The organism is Sinimarinibacterium flocculans, from assembly GCF_003201205.1.
Classification (GTDB): domain Bacteria; phylum Pseudomonadota; class Gammaproteobacteria; order Nevskiales; family Nevskiaceae; genus Solimonas; species Solimonas flocculans.
On the sequence record NZ_QICN01000010.1, the window covers coordinates 122,552 to 148,205 of the forward strand.

The 25,654-nt window shown below is 68.9% G+C and carries 21 protein-coding genes; 5 read left to right on the forward strand and 16 right to left on the reverse strand.

Going from position 1 to position 25,654, the window contains the following annotated elements:
• The first annotated feature begins 12 nt into the window (after positions 1–12).
• The 3 genes from C8D93_RS16470 (at position 13) to C8D93_RS16480 (ending at position 5,127) form a co-directional block, all read left to right on the forward strand.
• Positions 13–2,709 (forward strand): DUF4118 domain-containing protein, encoded by a 2,697-nt coding sequence (locus tag C8D93_RS16470; RefSeq protein ID WP_110266325.1) that lies wholly within the window; start codon positions 13–15, stop codon positions 2,707–2,709.
• Complete coding sequence (locus C8D93_RS16475; RefSeq protein WP_110266326.1) at positions 2,706–3,431, forward strand: response regulator; 726 nt, start codon at positions 2,706–2,708, stop codon at positions 3,429–3,431. The genes C8D93_RS16470 and C8D93_RS16475 overlap by 4 nt, the downstream gene beginning before the upstream one ends.
• Before the next feature lie 76 nt (positions 3,432–3,507).
• Positions 3,508–5,127, forward strand: a complete 1,620-nt coding sequence (locus C8D93_RS16480) for a flavin-containing monooxygenase (protein WP_110266327.1) — start codon at positions 3,508–3,510, stop codon at positions 5,125–5,127.
• Here C8D93_RS16480 and C8D93_RS16485 read toward each other — a convergent pair.
• The 5 genes from C8D93_RS16485 to C8D93_RS16505 form a co-directional block, all read right to left on the reverse strand.
• Positions 5,117–5,608: a hypothetical protein gene (locus tag C8D93_RS16485; RefSeq protein ID WP_110266328.1), complete on the reverse strand. Its 492-nt coding sequence runs from the start codon at positions 5,606–5,608 to the stop codon at positions 5,117–5,119. The two genes, C8D93_RS16480 and C8D93_RS16485, sit on opposite strands and share 11 nt — an antisense overlap.
• Positions 5,609–5,677: 69 nt before the next feature.
• Positions 5,678–6,997: a spinster family MFS transporter gene (locus C8D93_RS16490; protein ID WP_110266329.1), complete on the reverse strand. Its 1,320-nt coding sequence runs from the start codon at positions 6,995–6,997 to the stop codon at positions 5,678–5,680.
• 225 nt (positions 6,998–7,222) lie between these two features.
• Positions 7,223–8,572: a DUF1329 domain-containing protein gene (locus C8D93_RS16495; RefSeq protein WP_110266381.1), complete on the reverse strand. Its 1,350-nt coding sequence runs from the start codon at positions 8,570–8,572 to the stop codon at positions 7,223–7,225.
• Between the two features lie 25 nt (positions 8,573–8,597).
• On the reverse strand, positions 8,598–10,556 hold the full coding sequence (locus C8D93_RS16500) for a DUF1302 domain-containing protein (protein WP_110266330.1): 1,959 nt from the start codon (positions 10,554–10,556) through the stop codon (positions 8,598–8,600).
• Between the two features lie 114 nt (positions 10,557–10,670).
• Complete coding sequence (locus tag C8D93_RS16505) at positions 10,671–11,870, reverse strand: hydroxymethylglutaryl-CoA reductase (protein ID WP_110266331.1); 1,200 nt, start codon at positions 11,868–11,870, stop codon at positions 10,671–10,673.
• Between the two features lie 131 nt (positions 11,871–12,001).
• On the opposite strand from C8D93_RS16505, the gene C8D93_RS16510 reads away from it, so the two are divergent.
• Positions 12,002–13,012, forward strand: a complete 1,011-nt coding sequence (locus tag C8D93_RS16510; RefSeq protein ID WP_110266332.1) for an AraC family transcriptional regulator — start codon at positions 12,002–12,004, stop codon at positions 13,010–13,012.
• Positions 13,013–13,059: 47 nt separating this feature from the next.
• Here the strand turns inward: C8D93_RS16510 and C8D93_RS16515 are convergent, their stop codons facing one another.
• The 5 genes from C8D93_RS16515 to C8D93_RS16535 all read right to left on the reverse strand — a co-directional run bounded on the left by C8D93_RS16515 (position 13,060) and on the right by C8D93_RS16535 (position 18,611).
• Entirely contained in the window at positions 13,060–14,058 is a 999-nt protein-coding gene (locus C8D93_RS16515; RefSeq protein WP_110266333.1) for an NADP-dependent oxidoreductase, read from the reverse strand.
• A gap of 94 nt (positions 14,059–14,152) precedes the next feature.
• Entirely contained in the window at positions 14,153–15,412 is a 1,260-nt protein-coding gene (locus C8D93_RS16520) for an acyl-CoA dehydrogenase (RefSeq protein ID WP_110266334.1), read from the reverse strand.
• Positions 15,413–15,564: 152 nt separating this feature from the next.
• Positions 15,565–16,623, reverse strand: coding sequence for a phosphotransferase (locus C8D93_RS16525; protein ID WP_110266335.1), 1,059 nt, complete (start codon positions 16,621–16,623; stop codon positions 15,565–15,567).
• A gap of 3 nt (positions 16,624–16,626) precedes the next feature.
• Positions 16,627–17,607 (reverse strand): NADPH:quinone oxidoreductase family protein, encoded by a 981-nt coding sequence (locus C8D93_RS16530; RefSeq protein WP_110266336.1) that lies wholly within the window; start codon positions 17,605–17,607, stop codon positions 16,627–16,629.
• Positions 17,608–17,780: 173 nt separating this feature from the next.
• The gene (locus C8D93_RS16535) at positions 17,781–18,611 is read right to left on the reverse strand and encodes an SDR family NAD(P)-dependent oxidoreductase (protein ID WP_110266337.1); all 831 of its coding nucleotides are present in this window, start codon (positions 18,609–18,611) and stop codon (positions 17,781–17,783) included.
• 85 nt (positions 18,612–18,696) lie between these two features.
• Between C8D93_RS16535 and C8D93_RS16540 the strand changes: the two genes are divergently transcribed.
• Entirely contained in the window at positions 18,697–19,608 is a 912-nt protein-coding gene (locus C8D93_RS16540; protein ID WP_110266338.1) for a LysR family transcriptional regulator, read from the forward strand.
• Here the strand turns inward: C8D93_RS16540 and C8D93_RS16545 are convergent.
• The 6 genes from C8D93_RS16545 to pdxH all read right to left on the reverse strand — a co-directional run bounded on the left by C8D93_RS16545 (position 19,605) and on the right by pdxH (position 25,641).
• On the reverse strand, positions 19,605–19,889 hold the full coding sequence (locus C8D93_RS16545; protein ID WP_110266339.1) for an antitoxin: 285 nt from the start codon (positions 19,887–19,889) through the stop codon (positions 19,605–19,607). The two genes, C8D93_RS16540 and C8D93_RS16545, sit on opposite strands and share 4 nt — an antisense overlap.
• Positions 19,876–20,163 (reverse strand): BrnT family toxin, encoded by a 288-nt coding sequence (locus C8D93_RS16550; RefSeq protein WP_110266340.1) that lies wholly within the window; start codon positions 20,161–20,163, stop codon positions 19,876–19,878. The genes C8D93_RS16545 and C8D93_RS16550 overlap by 14 nt, the downstream gene beginning before the upstream one ends.
• 36 nt (positions 20,164–20,199) lie before the next feature.
• Positions 20,200–21,888 carry a carbon starvation CstA family protein gene (locus C8D93_RS16555; RefSeq protein WP_110266341.1) on the reverse strand — a complete coding sequence of 563 codons (1,689 nt, stop codon included), beginning with the start codon at positions 21,886–21,888 and terminating at the stop codon, positions 20,200–20,202.
• 14 nt (positions 21,889–21,902) lie between these two features.
• A complete protein-coding gene (locus C8D93_RS16560; RefSeq protein WP_110266342.1) occupies positions 21,903–22,700 on the reverse strand; it encodes an SDR family oxidoreductase in 798 nt (265 codons plus the stop codon).
• A 71-nt stretch (positions 22,701–22,771) separates the two neighbouring features.
• Entirely contained in the window at positions 22,772–25,021 is a 2,250-nt protein-coding gene (locus C8D93_RS16565; RefSeq protein ID WP_110266343.1) for a M14 family zinc carboxypeptidase, read from the reverse strand.
• On the reverse strand, positions 25,021–25,641 hold the full coding sequence (pdxH, locus tag C8D93_RS16570) for a pyridoxamine 5'-phosphate oxidase (protein ID WP_110266344.1): 621 nt from the start codon (positions 25,639–25,641) through the stop codon (positions 25,021–25,023). Before pdxH ends, C8D93_RS16565 begins: the two co-directional genes overlap by 1 nt.
• Positions 25,642–25,654: the final 13 nt, after the last annotated feature.

A 25,654-nucleotide genomic window follows, 5' to 3' on the forward strand; every position in this document is an offset into this window, starting at 1 on the left:
TCGAATGGCGCGGTGAAGCCAGACAGCCGTCCCGATCCCGACAGCCTGCTGCGTGACGTCCAGACGCAGCGGCGGGGCAGGCTCAAGATCTTCCTCGGTGCCGCGCCCGGGGTCGGCAAGACGTTTGCGATGCTCGGTGCGGCGCACGAGCGCGTCGCGGCCGGCGAGGATGTCGTCGTCGGCGTGGTGGAAACCCACGGGCGCGAGGAAACCGCGCGTCTGCTCGCGGGGCTGCCGGTGCAGCCCTTGCGCACGCTGCGCCACGGTGGCCGGAGCTTCTCGGAGCTGGATCTCGACGGCCTGCTGCAGCGGCGTCCGCGGTTGGCGCTGGTCGACGAGTTCGCGCACAGCAACGTTCCCGGCAGCCGGCACGCCAAGCGCTACCAGGACGTCGAGGAACTGCTCGCTGCCGGCATCAACGTCTGGACCACGCTCAACATCCAGCATGTCGAGAGCCTCAACGACGCGGTGGCGCGCATCACCGGCGTGCGCGTGCGCGAGACCGTACCGGACGCCTGGCTGCGGACTGCCGACGGGATCGAGTTGGTCGACCTCCCGCCGGAGACGCTGGTCGAGCGCCTGAAGGCCGGCAAGGTCTACGTTCCGGAACAGGCGCAGCGCGCGATCGAGCGCTTCTTCAACCTCGGCAACCTGACCGCGCTGCGCGATCTTGCGCTGCGCACCGCCGCCGAGCGCGTCGATGCCGATGTGGACGCTTATCTGCGCCGGCATCCGCAGGATCAGCCATGGCCGACGAGTCAGCGTCTGCTGGTCTGCGTCGGCGGCGACTCGGTGTCCCGCGGCGTCGTGCGCGCCGCCGCGCGGATCGCCCAGTCGCGACGCCAGCCGTGGACCGCCGTGCACGTCATCAACAGCCGCGCGAACACGCTGCCGAACGCGGACAAGGATCGCATCGCCGAGGTGCTGCGGCTGGCCGAACAACTCGGCGGCGAGGCAGTGACGATTCCGGGCGAACGCGTTGCCGAGGAGCTGCTGCGCTACGCCCGCACGCGCAACGTGTCGCAGATCGTCATCGGACGGCCGCGGCGCTCGCTGTGGCGTCTGCTCCTGCGCCCTCCGGTGAGCTTCCAGGTAATGCGGCTGGGCGAGGGATTCGACGTCACCTTCGTCGATGCCGAAGGCGAGACGGTCACGCGCCAGCCCGCGGCAGTGCCGATCGAGCCGGGCGGATGGACGGGGAGGGCCGCCGCCGAGGCGGCGTCCGGCCTGCTGGCGGCGACGCTGGCGGCGACGGGCCTGCACAGCGTGCTGCCCTTGGCCAACGTCTCGCTGCTGTATCTGCTGGTGGTGCTCGTCGTCGCGGTCCGCCACGGGCGGGCACCGGCGTTCGCGGCGGCGCTGGCCAGCTTCGCGCTCTACAACTTCCTGTTCACCGAGCCGCGCTTCACGATGGCGATGAGTCTGCGTGACGAGTGGGTCACGCTCGTGTTCTTTCTCGTCGTGGCTGTGCTCGCGGGGCAGTTCGCCGCGCAGTTGCGTGGCCAGATGCAGGCCTTGCGCAAGACCGCGAGCCGCACCGCGAATCTCAACGAGTTCAGCCGCCGCGTCGCCCGCGCCCGCACCGTCGAACAGGTCGCCGAGGCGACGGCGCAGCATCTGTGCGCGACGCTCGACGGCGCCGCTTTCGTCGTGACGGAGCCGCCGGACACGCAGCTGCGGCCGCTGGCGCGTGCAGAGCTGGGCGCGGACTTCCAGTTTTCCGAGAGCGAGCGCGCAGCCGCGGCCTGGTGCTGGCTGCACCGCAAGCCGGCCGGCGCGCACACCTCGACCTTGCCGAACTCGCGTTTCCTGCTCGTGCCGATGGCGACATCGGCGGGTCTGGTCGGCGTGGCCGGCCTGAACCTGTCGGCGCGCGGGCGCCCGCTGTCGCCGGGACAGCGGCGCCTGCTCGATGCGCTTGCCGATCAGGCCGCGGTGGCGCTGGAGCGCGCAGCACTGACGCAGGAGGTCGAGCAGCGCCGCGTGTCGCAGGAGACCGAGCAGATCCGCAACTCGCTGCTGGCGTCGGTGTCGCACGATCTGCGCACGCCGATCGCCTCGGTGATGGGTGCGGCCTCGTCGCTGGTGGAGCAGTCGGAGCGGCTGGGCGGCGCGCAGCGCACGGAGCTGGCGCAGACCATTCTCGAGGAATCGCAGCGGCTCGACCGGCACGTGCGCAACCTGCTCGACATGACGCGGCTGTCGCGGCCCGGGTTGGCGCTGCGCGAGCAGACCGTGGACCTCGACGACCTCGTGCAGGAGGTGCGCCGGTCCGTGCAGGGCCTGCGCAAGGACCTGCGCGTGACATGGGACGGGCCGCCGCAGCGCACGCGCTTGTTGCGCGGCGACGGCCCGCTGCTGCGGGCGCTGCTCGTGAACCTGTTCGAGAATGCGATCCGCCACGGTCAGGCCGCCGAGATCACGCTGCAGCTGCGGACCACGGAAGAGCACGTCATCATCGGCGTGATCGACCAGGGCCCCGGGATCGGCGCGGCCGAGCGCACCAGGGTGTTCGAGATGTTCAACCGCTCCAGCGACAAGGATCATCGCGGCGCCGGCACCGGGCTCGGACTGAGCATCTGCAAGGCCATCGCCGAGCTGCACGGCGGGCGCATCGAGGCGACGGTGCCGCTGCGCGGCAACGGCTGCCAGATCGACGTCTACCTGCCGCGAGAGCGGCTGCTCGCCGCCGATGGCCCGACGCCATGAGCGCCGCGCCGGCCCGCATCCTGGTGATCGACGACGAGCCGCAGATCCGGCGTCTTCTGCGCATCACGCTGGCGGCCGAGGGCTTCGAGGTGGTCGAGGCCGACGGCGTGGCCGAAGGGGTGCGCCTGTGCGCCGCGCGGCACCCCGCGCTGGTGCTGCTCGATCTGGGACTGGGTGACGGCGACGGCCACGAGGCCCTGGTCGCGATCCGCGGCTGGTCAACGGTGCCGGTGATCGTGCTCACGGTGCGCGACGACGAGGCGCAGAAGATCCGGCTGCTGGAAGACGGCGCCGACGACTATGTCACCAAGCCGTTCTCGGTCGGCGAGCTGCTGGCGCGGATCAAGGTCGCGCTGCGCAAGCAGGCGCGGCAGGCGGACGCCGAGCCGGTGTACGTGCACGAGGGCCTGCGCGTCGACCTCGCGGCACGCGAGGTGTCGGTCGATGGACTGCCCGTCGCCCTGACGCGCAAGGAGTACGCCCTGCTGAGCCTGCTCGCCCGCCATGCCGGGCGGGTGCTGACCCACCGGCAGCTGCTCGAGGAGATCTGGGGGGCGGTGCATCGCGATGACGTGCAGTACCTGCGCGTGCTGGTGCAGCAGCTGCGCGGCAAGCTCGGGGACCGCGGCGAACGCCAGCGGCTGATCCTGACCGAGCAGGGCGTCGGCTACCGCCTGGCGGCGCCCCGCCGCGACGACGCTGGACCGCACGATCTGCCCTAACGGGTAGTGCGCCGGGCCATCTTCGCGGTCTAGTTTCGACCTGCGCCCGCGCGGCCTGCGGGCGGAGGAGAGCGAGATGAGCCAGAACGCGACGGAAGTGGCACGCGACTGCGATGCCGTGGTCATTGGCGCCGGATTCGCCGGCCTGTATGCGCTGCACCGCCTGCGCGGCATGGGGCTGGACGTGCGCGCCTTCGAGGCCGGCAGCGGCGTCGGCGGCACCTGGTACTGGAACCGGTATCCGGGCGCGCGCACCGATTCGGAGGCCGAGGTCTACCAGTACTGGTTCTCCGACGAACTGCTCGCCGAGTGGAACTGGCAGGAGCGCTTTCCGGCGCAGGCCGAGACCGAGCGCTACCTGAACTTCGTGGCCGACCGGCTCGACCTGCGCAAGGACATCGCCTTCAACACGCGCGTGACGGCGGCGCACTGGGACGAGGCCGCCGCACGCTGGGTGGTGCAGACCGACGGCGGCGACGCCGTGCGCTGCCGCTGGCTGGTGCCCTGCCTGGGGCCGCTGTCGGAACCGGCCGAACCGCCGTTCCCCGGCCGCGAGGCCTATCGCGGCACCGTGCTGCACACGGCGCGCTGGCCGCGCGAGGGCATCGACCTGAGGGGCAAGCGCGTCGGCGTCGTCGGCACCGCGGCAACCGGCATCCAGGTGATCCAGACCATCGCGCACGAGGTCGGCGCGCTCTACGTGTTCCAGCGCACCGCCAACTACACGATCCCGATGCGCAATCCGAAGGTCGACGACGCGGCGCGCGAGCGCATGCGGGCGCGCTATCCGGAGAACCGCCAGCGCGTCTTCGATAGCTTCATCGGCTTTCACTTCGACCTCGACCCGCGCGACTGGGACCAGGTGCCGAAGGAGGAGCGGCGGCGCACGCTGGAGGCGCTGTGGGACAAGGGCTCGCTGCAGTTCTGGGGTTCGAACTTCATCAAGGTGATCATGGATGAAGCGGCCAACAGGGAAGTGTCCGACTTCGTGCGCGAGAAGATGCGCGCGCGCATCCGCAAGCCGGAGCTGGCCGAGAAGCTGCTGCCGACCACGCACGGCTTCGGCACGCGGCGCACGCCGCTGGACAGCGGCTACCTGGAAGTCTTCGACCTCGACCATGTGCACCTCGTCGACGTGAAGGCCGATCCGATCCAGGCCTTCACCGACACCGGCCTGAAGACTGGCACCGCCGCCTACGAGCTGGACGTGATCATCCTCGCCACCGGCTTCGATGCCGGCACCGGCACGCTCGGCCGCATCGACATCCGCGGTCGCGACGGCCTGTCGCTGAAGGACGAGTGGAAGAAGGAGATCTCGACCGCGATGGGCCTGCAGAAGCACGGCTTTCCGAATCTGTTCATGACCGCCGCGCCGCTGGCGCCGTCGGCCGCCTTCTGCAACATGCCGACCTGCCTGCAGCAGCAGGTCGACTGGATCGCCGACTGCATCGACTACGTGCGCAGGACCGGTGACCGGCAGGTGATCGAGCCGACGCCGGAGTTCGAGGCGCAGTGGGTGAAGCATCACGACCAGGTGGCCAACGCGACGCTGATCGCGAAGACGCCGTCGTGGTGGCTCGGCAGCAACGTGCCGGGCAAGCCACAGCGCCTGCTCTCGTACATCGGTGCCGGCAACTACCGACAGGCCTGCAACGACGTCGCGCAGAAGGGCTACGCCGGCTTCGTCATCTCCTGAGCCGGCGCCGCGCCGCGCGCAGCAGGGCCTTGGAGTACAGCACGTGAAAGCCCAGCAGCAGGCGGAACGACGGTTTTCGCATCGCTGACGCGACCACGGCGGAGCCGAAGTAGAGCCGCGTCTGCACCGGGCCCGCGTCTGTCGCCGGCTCGACCATGAACCAGGAGCGCGTGCGGCCGTACAGGTCGCACATCAGCAACTGGTCCGGCGCACGCGCCTCGACCGACCATGCGGCGAATCGCTCGCCCGTGCCGGCGGCCACCGCGCGCGCCTCGTCGTCGGTGGACGGTGCACGGATCGCCACGCGCAGGATCGCGCGCTCCACGCGGAACAGCCCGGTCGTGTAGAAGGCCTCGACGTAGCGTGCGAGGTCGACGGTGCCCTCGACCCGTGTCGCGTAACCGTCCACGTAGCCGCCGTCCGCGGCGTAGCGGGCATGCAGCGCCTGCGGCGGCAGCGGACGGGTTTCGATGGCGGTCATGCCGGCACCGCTTGCGACCGCGCCGCCGCGGTCGCAAGCGGTGCCGGCTCACGCGCCGCCCTGCGAGCCTCAGCCCGCGTGCAACCGTGCGTGCATCGCCCGGTAGGGCTTCATGCCGCTGAGCAGAATCGCCATCGACCCGGTCAGCGAGATGCTGGCGACGATCAGCATCGACCAGCGCAGCATGCTGTCGTCGGAGAACACGTAGTCGGTGAACACGGCGATCGCGGTCGGTCCGATCCCCAGGCCGATCATGTTGGTCATGAACAGGTAGACCGCCGTGGTCTGGCCGCGCATGCGGTTGGGCACGATCTCCTGCAGCGCCGCCGGCGCGGCGCCGAAGGGCATCGCCAGCGCGAACACCGGCACGACCAGTGCGACCGCGGCGACGGTGCCGTTCGGCGCGAGCAGGTACGTGGCGCCGCCGATCATCGTGACGATGCCGGAGAGCACGCCGACGCGCATCGCGGCGTCGCTGCGGCCCTGCCGGGTCCAGCGGTCGGCGATGCGGCCGCCGATGATGATGCCGGCGCAGGCGAAGACCACGACCTGCAGGCCGAGGACGACGCCGATCTCGGCGGCGGTCCAGCCGTGCGAGCGGATGAAGTAGGTGGGAATCCACGCGGTGGTGCCGTAGGAGCACATCGCCATCATCGCGAAGCCGACGTTGTGGCTGAGCACGGCGCGCCGGTTTGCCCACAGGTAGGAGACCACCTCGGAGAACGGCAGGCTGTCCTGGCCGTCGACGACACCTTGCCGCTTCGGCTCGCGCACCAGCAGGAACGCGAAGCTGAACACGATGCCGCTGGCGCCGAGGATCAGGAACACCATCTGCCACGGCCGGATCTCGCCGAGCAGCGGCAACAGCACCGTGCCCTGCGCCACGCTGTACTGCACCACCAGGCCGCCGACCAGGAAGGCGATGCCCGAGCCGAGGAAGATGCCCATCGAGTAGACGCTCATCGCCGTCGAGCGACGCTCCGGCGGGAAGTAGTCGGCGATCATCGAGTACGCCGCCGGCGACAGCGCCGCCTCGCCGACGCCGACGCCGATGCGGAACAGCAGCAGCTGCCAGTAGTGCTTCGCGAGGCCGCACAGCGCGGTCATCGCGCTCCAGACGACGATGCCGGCGACGATCAGGCCGCGACGGCTCTTGGCGTCGGCGATACGGGCCAGCGGGATGCCGAGGATCGTGTAGAAGATCGCGAACGAAAAGCCCATCAGCAGGCTCATCTGCGTGTCGCTGATGCCCAGGTCGGCGCGGATCGGCCCGACCAGCAGGTTCAGGATCTGCCGGTCCACGAAGGAGAACACGTAAGCGACCATCAGGATCGCCACCACGAACCACGGATACGCCAGGGACGCCGGGCGCTCACCGGTCTGCGACATGCGCGTGTCTCCTCTCGTTATTGCGCTCCCCCCGGGGTGCGCGTTGTTGCCGGATTGTACGCAGATGCAGGCGAGCTTCCGCCAAGCGCCTCGCGTCCGAGGCCGAGCCCCGATCCGTTCGCCCCGAGTGCCGCCGCGCAGCGGCGGCGTATCGAGGGGCACTGGCCCGGCATCTCGATACGCACCGCAGGGCGGCGCTACTCGATGCGAACGGAACTGCCTGGATCAGCGCACGCCCTTGTCGCGCAGCGCGGCAGGCGAGAAGTCCGCCGGCGTGCGCCGGATCGGCTGGTAGATCTTCGTCTCCTCGTTGCGGATCGACATCGCCAGATAGCGCCCGGACTGCAGGTCGTGCTTCACCTCGAGCCCCGTGGCGAGGAAGGGCACGTCGTAGAACATGGTCGTGTGCAGCTCGTCGACGCGCCACAGCTGGTCGCGGTTGTCGTACTTGTCCTGCACGTGGATGACCCAGCTGTCCTCGTCGAGGTAGAAGCGGCGCTTCTTGTAGAGGTGCGAGGTGCCCTCGCGCAGATTCGCTTCGACGACCCAGACACGGTGCTTCTCGTAGCGCGCATGCTCCGGATTCACGTGCCCGGCCTGCAGCACGTCGCGGATCTTCAGGTCCGGACTGCTGATGCGGTAGGCGTTGTAGGGAATGTGCAGTTCCTGCTTGCCGACGAGCTTCCAGTCGTAGCGGTCGGTGGCGCCGTTGAACATGGAGAAGTCGTCGTTGGTGCGCAGGCCGTCGGCGGCGGTACCGGGGTTGTCGTAGGCCACGCTGGGCGCCAGCCGCACGCGGCGCTGCCCCGGGTTGTAGGTCCAGGCCTGGCGCGGGTTCTTCACCTGGTTGGCGTACTCGTGCACGAGCAGGATCGAGCCCGACAGCCGCGGCGGATCGAGCACGAGCTGCAGGAAGTAGAACAGCAGGTCTTCTTGGCGCTCCTCCGGCTTGCGCTGCTGGTTGCCGTAGATGAAGTCGTACTCGTAGTCGAAGCGCACGAGGTTGTAGTTGCCGCCGGCGGTGACCGCGGCCTGGGCCCAGCGGGTGGAGTACATGTCGCCCTTGTAGGTCGTCATGTGGTTCCAGATCGCCTCGACGCCGCTCTGCGGGAGGGGAAAGGCGATGCCGCCGGTGGCGCCGGCGAAGCCGTTGCCGCCCTCGACCAGTTGCACACGCGTGGCGTTGAGCTTCGTCTCGTCGTAGATGCCCTGCGGATAGGCGGCGCTGCGACGGCTCGGATACACCTTCATGCGCCAGGTCGGGTAGCGCTGCAGCAGCGCGATCTGCCCGGGGCTCAGCGTGTCGGCGTACTGCTCGGCATTGCCGGCGTCGATGACGTACAGCGGTTCGTCGTCGGCATAGGGGTCGGGATAGTGCCCGCCGCTCTGGAAGTCGGGGTGGACCTCGGTGAGACCGCCGGTCCAGGCCGGGATGCTGCCGTCGGCGTTCCCTGCCTGTTCGGCGCCGATCGGCGTCAGCGTCGTGCCGAGCGCCGCAGCCTGCTCCGGCGGGACCGCGGCATGAACGGCGCCGGCGAACAGCAGGCCGGCGGCGATGAAAGTCTTGCGATGCATGAAAGTCTCCATTCGTCGGCTGCGTTCAGAACGCATACGAGAGGCTCACCGCGAGAAAGTCGCGGTCGCCGTTGGGGTTGGCGCTGGTGGCGTAGTCCTGCGTCTGGCCCGCCGGTGCGGGGATGAGGTCGGTGCCGGCATAGGTGCGGCCGCCGAAGAAGCTCGTGTAGCTGAGGTCGGCCTGCCAGCGCTGCAGGTAGTTCATGCCGATGCCGACGGTCAGCGACTTCGTGTCCTGGTTGAAGGTCGAGCTGACGCCGTTGACGTCGTGCGCGAACACCAGCCGCGGCGACAGGCTCGCCGGGCCGAGCACGTTCTCGTAGGTCAGCGAGCTGACCAGCCGGTAGCCCCAGGAGCTGCGCGTGGCGAAACCCTCGGTCTGGATCGAACCGCCGGCAGCGGCGCCGTCCGGCCGCACGCCGGGGATCGGCAGACCCGAACCGGGTGCGGGGAGTGCGACGCCGGGCCCGGCGAAGAACTGGTCGTCCGGCAGGTCCTGCCGGGTCACGCCGATCTCCGCGAGCGTGATGAACTGCTGCGCGCCGAGCTGTGGTCCGAAGGCCTTGGTCAGCGTGGCCTGCAGCTGATGTACGTCGACGCGCTCGTAGCCGGTGATCACGGTACCGGGCGGCGTCAGGATCGCCTCCGGCACCTGGGTGCTCTCGTCGATCGCCACGAAGCCCTGTCCGGTGACCGAGTTCGACACCCCCAGCGACGCCATGACCAGTTCCGGTCCGGAAATCTGCACCGGCTGGTTCGGACGGAACGAGTACTCGCCCTGTATGGCGATGCCGAACGGCCCGCTGCTGTTGAAGCTGATGCCGTACAGGTCGATGCCTTCGGGGTACTCGACGAAGTAGCTCGCGCGGCAGCCGGATACCGTCGCGTTCTCGCTGCAGCGCGGCAGTGCGCCGTTGAGCGCGTTGGTGCCGCTGCTGCCGGGCGAGGCGTTGCTGCCCTGCACGACCGACAGCAGCGGCGTGCGGCTGTGGTAGTTCAGGTAGTAGAAGCCGAACTCGGTACCGCCGAACAGGTTGGCGAACCAGCGCAGGGCGAGGCCGTACTGGTCGGTGCCGTCGTCCGGCGTGTCATCGCGATCGCGCGGCAGCCACACCGACGCCGCCGGGTCCTCGAGCGGGCTGGTGATGGCCGAATTGTCGTCCTTGCGGCGGCCGAAGCTGACGAAGACCTTGTCGCCGTCGGTCGACACCGTGTCGTTGGTCGAAAAGAACGCGCCGCGCGGATCGATCTCGGTGCGATTGAACGAGGTCATCCACACCGCTTCGGCGCTCAGCGTGCTGGTGAGCTGCAGCGAGGTCCACAGCATCGGGATGGGCTTGAGCGCTTCGCGAATCTCGGCGCCGGGCGCACGGAAGCGGGCGACGTCGATCGGATTGATCGCGTTGATGCCGTTGCCGATGAAGGTGCTCTCGCCCCAGCTCACGACCTGGTTGCCGAAGCGCACCGACAGGTTGCGCCCGCCGACATCGAAGCGACCGAAGGCGAACAGGTCGAGCAGGTCGATATGCGTGGCCAGCTTGTCGCGACCGCGCGATCCCAGCTCGTAGGTCTCGGCCTCGCGGTTGCGTGTCGGCAGTCCTGCTGCGTCGAAGCGTGCCTCCCGGCGATCGGCCTCGTCGGCCGCGGCGTCGAAGAAGTAACTGAATCGCGTGAACACGCCGAAGTCGCCGCGGCGCAGCTCAAGGTCATGTGTGGCCTTGGCGACGGCGTAGGCGACGTCGCCGCGCGCGAACCCCAGATTGCCGTCGTCCTCGTTGGCGGTGCGCGCAAGCCCGCCGTTGGAAATGCCGATGGATGCTGCGTCGGGGTCCGCCATGCGGAACGTCGCGCCCAGCGACACGGAAGTGTCGAGCCGCCCCTCGATGCCGCCCATGCTCAAGGACATGGGCGCGGCGCCCAGCGGCCACGCCGCAAGGACGCAGGCCGCCGTCAGCGGCCGCCCCCAGCTTCGGTGTTGTGTCATTCATGTTCTCCTCGTTCGATGCCGAACCGCACCTGTGTGCAACCGCTGCGTGCCCGCGTCGCTGGTAGGTCCGGCCCCGCGCCGCCACGCAGGCGGCGCGGGTACCGGCCGCACTCAGTCGCGCGCGCCTTCCTCCCCCGGCCTGTTCCGTCCGTACCGCTCGTGGCTGGTGACCCAGTCGCCGGCAATCACCGCGCTCGCCAGCGAGGTCTCGCCGGCGAGCACGGTCGCGGCGCAGATCTCGGCGAACTTGTCGGCGTACCCCGGCCCGGCGCAGCCGAGCAGTTGCAGGCATTCGCGCTGCGTCGGCAGCCCGGTGCCGCCGCCGACGGTGGCGACGATCAGCGCCGGCAGCGTGATCGACCAGTAGTAGTCGCCGTTGTCGAGCAGGCGCACGTAGGTGATGCCGGCATGCGACTCGGCCACGTTGGCCGCGTCCTGCCCGGTGGCGATGAACAGTGCGGCCAGGCCGTTCGCCGCATGCGAACCGTTGTTGGCCGAGCCGGCGAGCGTCGCGCCGGCCATCGAGATCTGGCGCGCGGCGAACAGCGTGCGTGCGTCAACCCCCATGACTTTGCGCAGCACCTCGTCGCGGATCACCGCCTCGGCAACGACGCGGCGTCCGCGCGTCAGCAGCGTGTTGATCTGCGAGTGCTTCTTGTCGGTGTCGATATTGCCGGAGAGGATGTAGCGCGGATGGTCCGGGTGATGGGCCACGATCCACTCGCAGGCCGCGTGCGTGGCCTTGCCGCTCATGTTCTGGCCGGCGGCGTCGCCGGTGGTGTAGTTGAAGCGCAGATAGCGCAGCGGCCCGACGGCATACTGGCCGATGGACTGCAGTTTTCCGATGCGCGTCGTCGTCTCCGCGGCGGTCTTGATGTCGGAAAATCGCGCATCGACCCAGCGGCCGAAGTCTCGGGCGGCGCGCGCATCGTCGAAGACGAACACCGGTGCGCGCTGCATCGACTGTTCGACCACGGTCGTCCTCACGCCGCCGCATTCGGCGAGCAGACGCATGCCGCGGTTGTAGCTCGCGACCAGGGTGCCCTCGGTGGTCGCCAGCGGGACATAGAAATCGCCGCGGGCGTGCTCGCCGTCGATGCGGAGCGGGCCGGCGAGGCCGACCGGCACCTGGGCGACACCGGTGAAGTGCTCGATGTTGCCGGCGGTACCCGACGGGTCGATAGAGTAGCTGCCGAGATGGTCGAGCGCGGCGCCCGTCCGCTCTCCGGCGAACCTGCGCCGCCGCGCCGCTATTTCGGACGTATGATCGTGCTCCGCATCGCGTGGGATGCGAATCCGCTGATCGCTCACCCGCTGTTCTCCTCCGCGCCGACAGGATTGCCGGCGAGGGGCTTACGCTAAGAAATCGCCGGCGCGCCGCACGCGGCCGCAGGCGCCAGAACACTGTCCGTGGGCGACAGCACGCACGACGAAGGAGACCGATGGCGACATCGCTGAGCAGCTGGGCCCGCACGATCCGGCGCACGATCGACGCGGCCGGCTGCGACGGTGAATGTCTGATGCGCGAGGCGGGCATGGACCCGCGCGTGCTCGAAGATCCGCATGGGCGCTATCCGCTGGAGCAGACCACGCGCCTGTGGCGGCTCGCGGTCGATGCGACCGGCGATCCGTGTCTGGGCCTGCGTGTTGCCAGTGGCGTCACCCACACGACCTTCCACGCGCTGAGCTACTCGCTGCTCGCCAGCGCGACGCTGAAGGAAGCCTTCGGACGCATTGCACGCTACTTCCGCATCGCCAGCGACGCCGCGGACACCCACTTCGAGGCGCACGGCGACGAGTACCACGTGCTGATCCGCATGCGTCCCGGCGGGCCGCAGCCGGCGCCGGAGGCGATCGACGCTTTTCTCAGCGTCTACGTGCGCATGTGCCGCTCGGTGCTCGGCCGCGACTATGCGCCGCGGCGCATCGAGATGCGCCGCAGCCGCCCGGCAGGCGGCGAATGCTTCGAGCGGATTCTGCGGGCGCCGATCGTGTTCGGGGCGCCGGAGAACCGCCTGGTGTTCGACCGCGAAAGCTTCGAGCGTCGCCTGGACAGCGCGAACCCGGAGCTGGCCCGACACAACGATGCGATCGTGGTCCGGCATCTCGCGCGGATCGACCGTGACCACATCGGCGCTCGCGTCGAGGCGGCGTTCATCGAGCGGCTGCCGCAGGGCGAGCCGTCACAGGAGGACATCGCCCAGCAGCTCGCGATGAGTCCGCGCAGCCTGCAGCGACGACTCGCCGACGAGGGCTGCAGCTACAAGGCGCTGCTCGACCGGACGCGGCGCGAACTCGCGCTGTCCTACCTGCGCGATGCGCGGCACAGCGTCTGCGAGATCACCTACCTGCTCGGCTTCTCGGACACCAGCAGTTTCACGCGCGCGTTCCGGCGCTGGACCGGCCGTACGCCGACGGCCTGGCGCACCGCGCAGCCCGAGTCCTCTGCGTAGGGCGGGCGCCGTCCGCATCCGGACCGCGCCCGTCCCACATGGGGGCGCTAGACCTTGAGCACCAGCTTGCCGGTGTTCTCGCCCTTGAACAGCTTGAGCAGGGTTTCCGGGAAGGTCTCCAGCCCTTCGACGACGTCCTCGCGCGTCTTCAGCTTGCCGCTCTGCAGCCAGCCGCCCATCTCGCGCGCCGCCTCGCCGTAGCGGTCGGCCCAGTCGAATACGACCATGCCGGCCATCGTGGCGCGGTTGACCAGCAGCGACATGTAGTTGCTCGGGCCCTTGACCGGCGTGGTGTTGTTGTACTGCGAGATGGCGCCGCAGATGACGATGCGCGCATGCATCGCGAGCTGCGTCAGCACGATGTCGAGGATCTCGCCGCCGACGTTGTCGAAGTAGACGTTCACGCCCTGCGGGCAGTGTTGCTTGAGCCCCTTCTTCACGTCCTCGTTCTTGTAGTCGATGCAGGCGTCGAAGCCGAGCTCGTCGACCACGTAGCGGCACTTGTCGGCGCCGCCGGCAATGCCGACGACGCGGCAGCCCTTGATCTTTGCGATCTGGCCGACGACCTGGCCGACTGCGCCGGCGGCGCCGGAGACGACGACGGTGTCGCCGGCCTTCGCCTTGCCGATCTCGAGCAGGCCGAAGTACGCGGTCATACCCGGCATGCCGAGCGTGCCCAGGTACACCGGCAGCGGCGCGAGCTTCGGGTCGACCCTGGTCACGCCCTTGCCGTTGGACACGGCGTAGTCCTGCACGCCGAACATGCCGACGACGTGTTCGCCCACGGCGAACTTGGGATGGTTGGATTTCACGATCTCGCCGACGGCGCCGGCGCGCATCACCTCGCCGAGGCCCACCGGCGGCACGTAGGACTTGCCCTCGTTCATCCAGCCGCGCATCGCCGGGTCGAGCGACAGATAGGCGATCCTGACGAGGAACTCGCCGTCGCCGGGTTCGGGGACATCGGCCTTCGCGAACTCGAAATCCTCGCGCTTGACCATGCCGACGGGGCGTTGCTTGAGCTTGAACTGGCGGTTTGTGGACATGGTGTTCTCCGTTGAAGTTGTTTGTAGGAGCGCCTTCAGGCGCGACCGCGGTTCGCGCAGGTCGCGCCTGAAGGCGCTCCTACAAAAGAAGGCCTCAGCTGCGCGAAACGCTGCTGCTGGCGGACATGTAGTTGCGGATCGCATCCTTGCCGGCATACTTCGCCAGCTCCATCTTGCCGATCGAATTGCGGTGGACTTCGTCCGGGCCGTCGGCCAGGCGCAGCGTGCGCGCCTGCGCGTAGGCGTAGGACAGGCCGAAGTCGTCGGTCATGCCGCCGGCGCCGTGGACCTGCATCGCCCAGTCGATGACCTGGCAGGCCATGTTCGGTGCGGCGACCTTGATCATCGCGATCTCCTTGGCGGCGATCTTGTTGCCGACGGTGTCCATCATGTACGCCGCCTTGAGGGTCAGCAGGCGTGCGGAGTCGATGAGGATGCGCGACTCGGCAATGCGCTCCAGTGTCACCGTCTGTGCCGCGACCGGCTTGCCGAAGGCCACGCGCTGCAGCGAGCGCTGGCACATCTTCTCCAGCGCGCGTTCGGCCAGGCCGATGAGGCGCATGCAGTGGTGGATGCGACCCGGGCCGAGCCGGCCCTGCGCGATCTCGAAGCCGCGGCCCTCGCCGAGCAGGATGTTGCTCGCCGGTACGCGCACCTGGTCGAACACGATCTCGGCGTGGCCGTGCGGGGCATCGTCGTAGCCGAACACCGGCAGGTGCCGCAGGATGTTCACGCCCTCGGTGTCGCGCGGCACCAGGATCATCGACTGCTGGCTGTGGCGGCTCGGATTGTCCGGGTCCGACTTGCCCATGACGATGAAGATCTTGCAGCGCGGGTCATTGGCGCCGGAGGTCCACCACTTGCGGCCGTTGATGACGTACTCGTCGCCGTCACGCCGGATTGAACAGGCGATGTTGGTGGCGTCGGACGACGCCACCTCGGGTTCGGTCATCGCGAAGGCCGAGCGGATCTCGCCGTTGAGCAGCGGTTCGAGCCACTGTTTCTTCTGCGCCTCGGTGCCGTAGCGCTCGAGCACCTCCATGTTGCCGGTGTCGGGGGCCGAGCAGTTGAACACCTCCGGCGCCCAGATCACGCGGCCCATGATCTCGCACAGCGGCGCGTATTCGAGATTCGTCAGGCCGGCCCCGCGCTCCGATCCGGGCAGGAACAGATTCCACAGTCCGGCCGTCCTGGCCTTGGTTTTCAGCTCCTCGATGACTGTCGTCGGCTGCCAGCGGTCGCCCTCGGCCACCTCCGCGAGGAAGCGGTGCTCGTTGGGGTAGATGTGCTCGTCCATGAACGCATTGAGGCGCTTCATCAGGTCGAGGGTCTTGTCCGAGTATTCGAAGCTCATCGGTGACTCCGTGTGTGCTCCCCTCTCCCGCTTGCGGGAGAGGGGTTGGGGGAGAGGGCCGCGCGTTAGCGCGGAACCGCCGGCTGCGCCGGCGCCCTCTCCCTGACCCTCCCCCGCAAGCGGGGGAGGGGACTGTGGGGAGCGTCGGTCGTTTACCGGCGCCCGAGAATCTTCTCGACCTGCATCCACGCCAGATCGGCGAGCGGCCGCGCCGCCGCGCCCATCTGCGCGGCCTGCGCGCTCGAGGCAGTGCCGTCCTTCACGCGGCCGGCGATGCCCTGCAGGATCGCCGCGAGGCGGAACAGGTTGTAGGCCATGTAGAAATCCCAGTGATTCGGGTCGATGCCGTCGCGGCCGGTGCGTTGGCAGTACATCTGCACGTACTCCGACTCGGTCGGGATGCCGAGTTCGGCCAGCTTCGCGCCGCCCAGACCGCGGAACACGCCGGCCGGGATGTGCCAGGTCATGCAGTGATAGGCGAAGTCCGCGAGCGGATGCCCCAGCGTCGACAGCTCCCAGTCCAGCACCGCGAGCACGCGCGGTTCGGTGGGGTGGAAGATCATGTTGTCGAGGCGGTAGTCGCCGTGGACGATGGTGGTCTCGTCGCCGGGCGGGATGTGCTCCGGCAGCCAGGCGATCAGCCGGTCCATCGCGTCGATGCGCTCGGTCTCCGAGGCACGGTACTGCTTGGTCCAGCGGCCGATCTGGCGCGCGAAATAGTTGCCGGGCTTGCCGTAGTCGGCGAGGCCGATGGCCACAGGGTCGACCTGGTGCAGCGCGGCGATGACGCGGTTCATCTCCTCGAACATCGCACGCCGCACCGCCGGCGTGTAGCCGTCTCCGGGCAGCGCCGGGTCCCAGAGGATGCGCCCCTCGACGTGCTCCATCACGTAGAACGCGGTGCCGATGACCGCGTCGTCCTCGCACAGACAGTAGGTCTTCGCGACCGGCACGTCGGTCTGCGCCAGTGCGGTGATGACGGTGTACTCGCGGTCGACCGCGTGCGCGGACGCCAGCAGCTTGCCCGGTGGCTTGCGCCGCAGCACGTAGCTGCGGCCGCCGGCGGTCAGCTTGTAGGTCGGATTGGACTGGCCGCCCTTGAACTGCTCGACGTGCAGCTCGCCGGAGTAACCCTCGACGTGCTGCTGCAGGTAGCGCGCCAGCGCAGCCTCGTCGAAGCGGTGCTTGTCCTGGACCGGGATCGTCGACATGCCTTACTCCTGCGGCGTGATGACCAGCTTGCCGGAGACCTTGCGGTCCATGAGCTGGCGGATGGCCTCGGCGCCGCGTTCGAGCGGATAGGTGCCGGCGATGTGCGGACGCAGCTTGCCGTCCTTGAGCCAGCCGAGCAGGGCGCGCAGGTCCATCAGGTTGTTCATCGGTTCGCGCTTGGCGTAGTCGCCCCAGAACACGCCGACGATGCTGCAGCCCTTGAGCAGCGCGAGGTTCAGCGGAATCTTCGGAATCTCGCCGTTGGCGAAACCGATCACCAGGAAGCGGCCGCGCCAGGCCATGCTGCGCAGCGCCGGTTCGCTGTAGTCGCCGCCGACCGGGTCGTAGACCACGTCCACGCCCTTGCCGCCGGTCAGTTCCTTGAGGCGCGCCTTGAGGTCCTCGCTGTTGTAGTTGATCAGTTCGTCGGCGCCATGGTCCTTGCACACCGCGAGCTTCTCGGCGGTCGACGCCGCGGCGATGACCCTGGCGCCGAGCGCCTTGCCGATCTCGATCGCCGCGAGGCCCACGCCGCCGGACGCGCCGAGCACCAGCAGGATCTCGCCGCTCTTGAGCGCGGCGCGGTCCTTGAGCGCGTGGTACGAGGTGGCGTAGGTCATCACGAACGAGGCGCCGGTGACGAAATCCATCTCCGGTGGCATCGGGATCAGCGCACGCGAATCCGCCCGCACCTGGTGTGCGAACGCGCCCCAGCCGGTGAAGGCGATGACCTTGTCGCCCGGCTTGACGTTCTTGACCTTCGCGCCGACCGACTCGACCACGCCCGAGCACTCGCCGCCGGCGGAAAACGGCAGCTCCGGCTTGAACTGGTACTTGTTCTGGATGATCAGCACGTCCGGAAAGTTCACGCCGGCCGCATGCACGCGCACGATGGCGTCGTTGTCGCCGGGCGTCAGGTCCGGAGCCTCCTCGACGACGAGGTTTTCCGGCGGGCCGAAGGATTTGCAGAGCAGGGCTTTCATTGCTGGACTCCGTTGTTGCCCCTCTCCCGCTTGCGGGAGAGGGCGTTTGGCTACTGGGGAATGACACTGCGTCATTCCCCAGCTTGTACAAACGCGGGAGAGGGCCGCGCGTCGCGCGGACACCCCCCTCACCCTAACCCTCTCCCCCCGCAAGCGGGTGGAGAGGGAATGAACTAAGGCATCGGATTCGTCGGTTGCCGGCCATCGAGAATGTCGCGCATGCGCGCCTCGATGGCCGGCCGAATGTTCGAGTGGGTGAGGATGTAGAAGCGGTCGGCCTTCACGGCGGCCATCGTCGCGCGTGCGATGTCCACAGCTGTGAGCTTTCCGGACTGCACGGCCTTGCGCACGCGTGCTTCGAACGGCGCGGCCAGCGGGTTGGCATCCGCCAGCTCGGCCGGACGATGGCGCGCAGCATCGGCGATGCCGGTGCTGACGAAGGCCGGGCACAGCACCGAGACGCCGATCTTGGCGTTCGCGGTGCGCAGCTCGTGATGCAGGCATTCGCTGAGCGTGACCACGCCGTGCTTGGAGACGCAGTAGACGCTCGACGCCGGCACCGACAGCAGGCCGGCGACCGATGCGGTGTTGACCACATGGCAGGGCTCGTCCTGCTCGAGCATGCGCGGCACGAAACTCTGCACGCCGTGGACCACGCCCATCAGGTTGACGCCCAGTACCCACTGCCAGTCGGCGCGCGTGGTGGTCCACGTCGGCCCGGCGACGGCGACGCCGGCGTTGTTGAACAGCAGGTGGGCGGCGCCGAAGCGCGCCCAGGTCTGCGTGGCGAGGTCCTCGACCGATTCGGGGCTGGACACGTCGCAGCGCTGCGTCAGCACCTGCGTGCCGGCGGGCAGCAGGGCCTGCGTGGCGTCGAGGCCGGCCATGTCGATGTCGGCGAGCACGAGGCGCATGCCCTCGGCGGCACACAGCAGTGCCAGCTCGCGGCCGAAGCCGCTGCCTGCGCCGGTGATCACGGCGACCTTGTCATGCAGCTCGTTCATGTCTCCTCCGGCGTCCGAGCCAGCAGACTAGGCGCGGGCGTGCAATCATTCCAATGAATATTGTGAATCCCGCCGGATCAAGCGCGTGCATTTACATCGAATCGATCTCAACCTGCTCGTCGTGCTCGACGCGATCTTCTCCGAGGGCGGCATCACCAAGGCCGGCGAAAAGCTGCACCTGACCCAGCCGGCGATCAGCCACGCGCTGGGTCGGCTGCGCGACCTGTTCGGCGATCCGCTGTTCGTGCGCGAGGGCCGGCGCATGGTGCCGACGCCGCTGGCACGCAGCCTTATGCAGCCGGTGCGCCGGGCGCTGCACAGCCTCGAAGTCACGCTCAACGAGTCGCAGCGCTTCGACCCGGCGACGACGCAGCGGCATTTCAACGTCGCCGTGCGCGACGTGCTCGAGGCGCTGGTGCTGCCGCCGCTGCTGGCGCGCGTCGAACAGCAGGCGCCGTCGGTGGACATCAGCGCGATCCGTGCCGACCGCCGCGGCTTCGAATCCGAACTCGCCGCCGGCAGCCTCGATGCGGTGCTCGACGTGCTGCTGCCGATGTCCGCCGAGATCCGCCACCAGCGCATCTCCGTGGATCGCCTCGTCGTCATTGCGCGCAAGCGCCACCCGGCGACGCAGAAAAAGGCGCTCGATCTCGCCGCCTACCTGCGCGCGCAGCATGTGCTGGTCAGCTCGCGCCGCATCGGCCCGGGGCTCGAGGACGTGGAACTCAGTCGTCAGGGCCTCAAGCGACGCATCCGCCTGCGCTGCCAGCACTACTTCGCCGCCTGCGGCGTGGTCGCCGACAGCGACCTGCTGCTGACGATGCCGGAACGCTATGCCCAGCTCGCCAACCGCCAGTTCGGCAACCAGATCCTGCCGTTCCCGATGGAGATGCCGTCGATGGACGCCTACCTCTACTGGCACACCAGCGTCGACAATGATCCCGCCAACCGCTGGCTGCGCGAACAGATCGTCGCGACGGTGAAGGGCGGCGCTTAGCGCTTGGAGACTTTGCGTTCGGTGAGCTGCCCTTCGGCGTACTTGTGCAGCACGCTGGAGACGAGCGTCTGGTAAGGCATGCCCTCGGACAGTGCGCGCTTCTGCAGGGCGCGCAGGTCTCGCGATGAGATACGCACGTTGATACGGCTGTCCTTGCGGAACGTCGCCTCGGCCGCCTTCCTGTGATGGGCGATCTCGCGTGCGCGGTTCTTGACGCGCTTGATCGCGCCGGACTCGAAGGCGTCGAGGATTTCCTTCTCTTCAGCGTCAAGCTTGCTCATCGTCGTCACCCAGGTACTGCTTCGTTGCCTTGCGGCTCGGAATGATGGTCTTCAGGAAGATCGCGTCCTTCGATTCGACGAAGGGCACCAGATAGGCGTAACCCTCGATCAGCACAACCGAAATCTTCTGGCCGGGATAGCGGCGCTGATTCGGGTGCTCGAAAAGATCGACCTCGTCACCGGCCTCGATGTGGAAGACCACGTCCTCGAAGCCGACGCCGCGCTCACGCTTGAGCCACTCATTCTTCTCCGGGCTCCATTCGTAGCGCTTCATGGGCAAAGCATATCAATCCATGTGTGCATTTTGTACTCAGGACGCAACGGCCCTGCCATGCGCGGACTCGCGCCGGAACCGTCGCACGGCCGATGCCGCCTCCAGCATCACCAGCAGGCTGGTCGCGAGTACGACGAGGTCGAGCGCGACCAGCAGCCACTTGCCGTCGCGCCAGAACTGCACGAGCGTGACGCAGGCGGCGGCGAACGACATCGCGATGACGAAGATCATCGGCAGCAGCGTGTAGCGCACCGGCCGGCCGAGCTTGAGCAGCATCACGCTGATCACCAGCAGCGTCATGCCGGCGAGGATCTGGTTGGTGGAGCCGAACAGCGGCCAGATGATCATGCCGCCGCTGCCGCTCGCACCGCCGGCGCCGAAGGCCAGCAGCAGGCAGCAGGCCACGGCGACCAGCGTCGCGGCGATGCCGTTCTTCAGCCACGGCAGCCGGTAGATCTCGCCCCATTCCTGGATGATGTAGCGCTGCAGGCGCACGCCCGAGTCCATCGTCGTGCCGGCGAACAGCACGACCATCGTCGCCAGGATCGTCTGCGAGACGAGCTCCGGAATGCCCCAGCCCTGTTCGATCAGACGGGCGCCGCCGGAAATGAACGCACCGGCGCCGGCCTTGCCGAACTCGTCGTAGATCGCGTGCCAGGCTTCGGGCGTCGCGGCGAGCGCGACGCCGGAGACGGCGACGATCGTGATCAGCGCCAGCGAGCCTTCGCCGACCGCCCCCAGGTAGCCGACGAAGCGCGCGTCGGTCTCCTTGTCGAGCTGCTTGGAGCTGGTGCCGGAGGCGACGATGCCGTGGAAGCCCGACACCGCGCCACAGGCCACGGTCACGAACAGCAGCGGGATGATCGACGGCGCCGATTCGCCGACGCGGCTGTTGAACGCCGGCGCCGAGATGTCCGGCATCACCAGGATCACCGCGCCGTAGAGCAGCGCCAGGCCGACGACGAGCTGCATGCCGTTGATGAAGTCGCGCGGCTGCAGCAGCATCCACACCGGCAGCATCGACGCAATCGCGGCATAGACGAACAGGATCAGGATCCAGTTGGCCTGCGGCGTCAGGCCGAACATCTCCGTGGGCAGCGTCAGCGGCATCGCGCTGCCGGCCCACATCGTCCAGTACAGCACCGCGACGCCGATGACGCCGAGCGCCACGAGGTTCATGCGCCGGTGGACGAGCTGGCCGATCACCAGCGCCACCGCGATCGCCGCCCAGGCCGGGAACACCGCGCCCGGCGTGTTGACGAAGGCGTTGGCGATGACCACCCCGAACACCGCGTTGACCATCAGCAGCACGAGGAACACGACGATCATGTACAGCGCGCGGCTGCGCGTGCCGATCACGCTTTCGGACAGGGCGCCGATCGACTTGCCCTTGTGGCGGTTGCTGGCCCACAGCGCGCCGAAGTCATGCACGCCGGCGAAGAAGATCGTGCCGAGCACGACCCAGGCCAGCGCCGGCGCCCAGCCCCAGTAGACCGCGATCGCCGGGCCGACGATCGGCGCCGCGCCGGCCACCGAGGTGAAGTGATGGCCCCACAGCACGACCCGATGCGTCGGCACGTAGTCGCGACCGTCGTTGAACTCGTGCGCCGGCGTGACGAAGTCCGGGTCGAGCCGGTAGATGCGCGTGGCGATGAAGCGCGAGTACACGAACCAGCCGAAGGCCATGCCGGCGACGCCGAGCAGTACGAGGACGACGGATTGCATCGATCGGAGTCCTCTCAGCCGCCCATCAGTTTCTTCATGCCGGCACTGGATACGCTGGTGCCGCCCAGCGACCAGCCGCCGTCGACCGGGATCACCGCGCCGCTCACGTACGAGGCGTACGGACTCGCGAGCCACAGGCAGCAGTTCGCGATGTCGTCCCGGGTGCCGAAGCGCTTGAGCGGCACTGATTCGGCGACGATGTCGACGGTCTCCGGCGTCGGGGCGAGCCGCTTCATGCCCTCGGTATCGGCGATCGGTCCGGGCACGACCGAGTTCACGCGCACGCCGGCCGGTCCCCATTCGATCGCACCAACGCGCGTGAGCATGTCGACGCCGGCCTTGGCGGCGCAGACGTGCATCTGGAACTCCATCGCGTTGTAGGCCTGCGGTGCGGAGATGTTGACGATGCTCGCGCCCGGCTTGTTGAGCAACGCGAACGCCGCGCGCAGCACGTGGAAGCTGCCGAGCAGGTCGATCTCGACGACCGAGCGGAAGCCGTTCGAGGAGATGCCCAGGGCCGGTGCGGGGAAGTTGCCGGCGGCGCCCGAGATCAGCACGTCGATGGCGCCGAACTGCGCGTGCGCGGCCTTGAGCGCGGCTTCGACGGCGGCATAGTCGCGCACGTCTGCCGCGAACCCAGCCACCTCGCCGCCGTGCGTCTTCAGTTCGCCGACGGCGGCATCGACCTTTTCCTGCTTGCGCGACAGCACGCAGACGCGGGCGCCGGCCTTCGCAAACGCATGCGCGATGCCGAGATTGATGCCGCTGGTGCCGCCGGCGACGAACACGTGCTTGCCGGTGAAATCGAACATGGGAGTCTCCTGATGGGAAAGGCCTTCGATGTCTTTTGCAGGAGCGCCCTCAGGCGCGACCCCGCACGCGCTCAGATCGGGCCGTCGCGCCTGAAGGCGCTCCTACAGATGCCGCGGCGCCATAGCAGCGCGACGAACAGCCCCAGTGCCCCGAAAGCGCCGCCACCACTGCCACCACCATCGTCGCCGGGCGTCGGCGAGCCGTCGTCGACGATGCGCAGGCTGCGGTCGGGACCGCCGGTGTCGGTGTCGGCGCGTCCGTTGCCGTCCTCGTAGCCGGACCAGCCGGCGTTCCAGTCGACGCGTGTCGCCGGGTTCGCGTCGAGCGCCTGGCCCGACAGGTCCTGCACGTCGACGCGCAGGTTCAGACGGCGCGCATCGGTCAGCGGCAGGTTCGCGGGCAGCGTGAAGTCGAGCGCGTAGGCGTCGTTGGCATAGCGCTGCGCGAGCCAGCCTTGCGCCTCGGTGTCCAGGTCCTGACGAAAGCTCGTCCCCTCGGCGGACAGGCCTTCGATTGCGATCGAAGGGGCCAGCGGCGCGGTCTGGCCGGCATAGGGCACGACCTCGTTCTGCTCGTCGCGCACGCGCATCGGCTTGTCGAACGCCAGCCACAGCCGATACGACGTCTGCGTGGCCAGCGGTTCGGCGACGTCGGTCTGCAGCGCGCGTCCGTCGCCCTGTGCCTGCCAGCGCGCCGAGTAGACGACGCGATCGCCTTCGGCCTCGCGGATCTGCGCCTCGATCAGCGTCGGCGGTCCGGCCATGCGGTACAGGCCGAGCGTCAGGGCATCGGCCAGTTCGCGGCGCACGCGCGCGATCTCGCTCTCCGGCAGGATGAAGCCGTCGTGGTGATAGCCGAAGCCGCCGTATTCGCTGGCGCCGTTGCCGGTCGGTTCGATCTCCAGCGTGTACGCGGGAATCTGCAGGCCGTAGCCGAAGTATTCGTCGGTGCTGCCGATGCCGAAGCCGGGCGGCGTGGCGTCGTAGGGGTAACGGTTCGCGCCGCGGCCGGTGGCGCCGCTCATGCGCTGCACCAGCGTCGCGGTGAGCGCGTCGCGCCGGCTCGCGCCGGTGTTGACGCCGAAGAACACGCGACCGAAGGAATGCACGTCCACGTAGAGGCGCAGGCGCTCGCGGCGCGCGAGATCGGCGGCGGCGTACAGCGCCTGCGTCTCCGGCTCCGAGGCCGGCGAAGGGCCGTGATGGACGATCGACAGCGGATTGCCACTGTTCTGGTTGCCGGAGGCGAAGAACTGCGAGTCGCTGTTGCGGTTGAGGTCGACGCCGTTCATGCAGCCGGACGCCGGCGCCGGGCAGGCGTCGGCGTCGACGCTGCGCAGGTTCTTGCGTCGCAGGCGACCGTCGCGCGGATAGTTCGAATACTCCGGCGGCTGGCCCGCGGGGATCGGGTCGCCGGCCTCGCTTTCCAGCGTGACCGACGGTGTGCGCTGCGTATGCAGGAAGCCGTCGACGTTGAGCACCGGCACGACCACGAGGTTCACGTGATCGAGCAGATAGCGGTACAGGCCGCCGTCTTCCGCGTTCCCGGCAAAGCGCTCGATCAGGCCGACCACGACCTCGGGGCTGGCCCACTCGCGTGCGTGGATCGTGCCGTTGACCAGCGCCGCGGGTTCGGGCGCGCCGACCGGTGTCGTGTCGTCGGCGTCGCCGAGCGTCCACGCCGCGATGTCGCGCTGCTCGCGGCTGCGGCCGACGACAGTGGCGCGCAGATCGGCGCTGCCTTCGGCCAGCGCCGCCAGCCGCGCCTGCAGCGCCGCATAGCTGCGAAAGCCGTCGCCCGGCTCCGGCGTGTCCAGCGGGACCGGTACGGGATAGCCCAGCGGCACGAGCTGCTCGCCGAACGCGTCCTCGGTGAGGATGAGCACGCCCGGGCCCGGCGTCGGCGCGGGCGTGTCCTTGCCGGGTACCTGATCCCACTGTCGCAGCAGCGCGCGCGCGGCACCGGCCACCGCAAACGCCGGCCGTTGCAGACCGCGCTGTTCCGGGTCGACCGGATCGGTCATCGTCCGAGGCGCGTGGTCGAGAAGCGCGGCGACGACTGCACGCGTCTGCGCCTGCGGCGCGCGGACCTCGCGCAGGCGGATCAGCAGTTGCAGCAGGCGTGCCTCGGCGGCGAGTGGATCGTCCGCGCCCGACGCCTGCGCACGTTGCAGGCCGGTGACCATCGTGGACTCGTCGGCGTAGGCCTTGGCCTCGGTCGCGGCGGCGCGCATCGCCGCCTCGATCTGCTCCGGCGTCGCATGGTCGGCCCGCGCCGTCGTCGCGGCGAGCACCAGCAGCGCAGTGGCAGCCGCACGCATCACGGTTCCAGACGCTCGATGCGCCAGCTGTCGCCGGCACGGCGGTAGCACAGGCGGTCGTGCAGCCGTCCGCTGCGGCCCTGCCAGAATTCGACGCTCTGCGGCGTCACGCCGTAGCCACCCCACTGTTCGGGGTAGGGCACGTCTTCGCCGGCGAGACGCGCGACGGTGTCGTCGTAGCGGCGGTCGAGGGTCTCGCGGTCGGCGACGACGGCGCTCTGCAGCGAGGTGAGCGCGCCGATCTGCGATTCGCGCGGGCGCGTATAGAAATAGCGCCGCGAGACCTCCACCGGCAGCTTGTCCGCGATGCCCTCGATGCGCACCTGGCGTTCGAGCCGGTCCCACCAGAACACCAGCGCGACGTTGGGGTTGTCCGCCAGCTCGCGGCCCTTGCGGCCGGCGTAGTTCGTGTAGAACGTCAGCGCGCCGTCGTGCACGCCCTTGAACAGCACGATGCGCGCCGACGGCCGGCCCTGCGCATCGACGGTCGCCAGCGTCATTGCCGTCGGCTCCATCATGCCGGCGGCCTGTGCATCGCCGAGCCAGCGATCGAGTTGTGCCAGCGGCTGGCTTTCGAGCTCCTCTTCGAGCAGCGGCGGATTCTTCGTGTATTGCGCCATGACGGGCCGACGG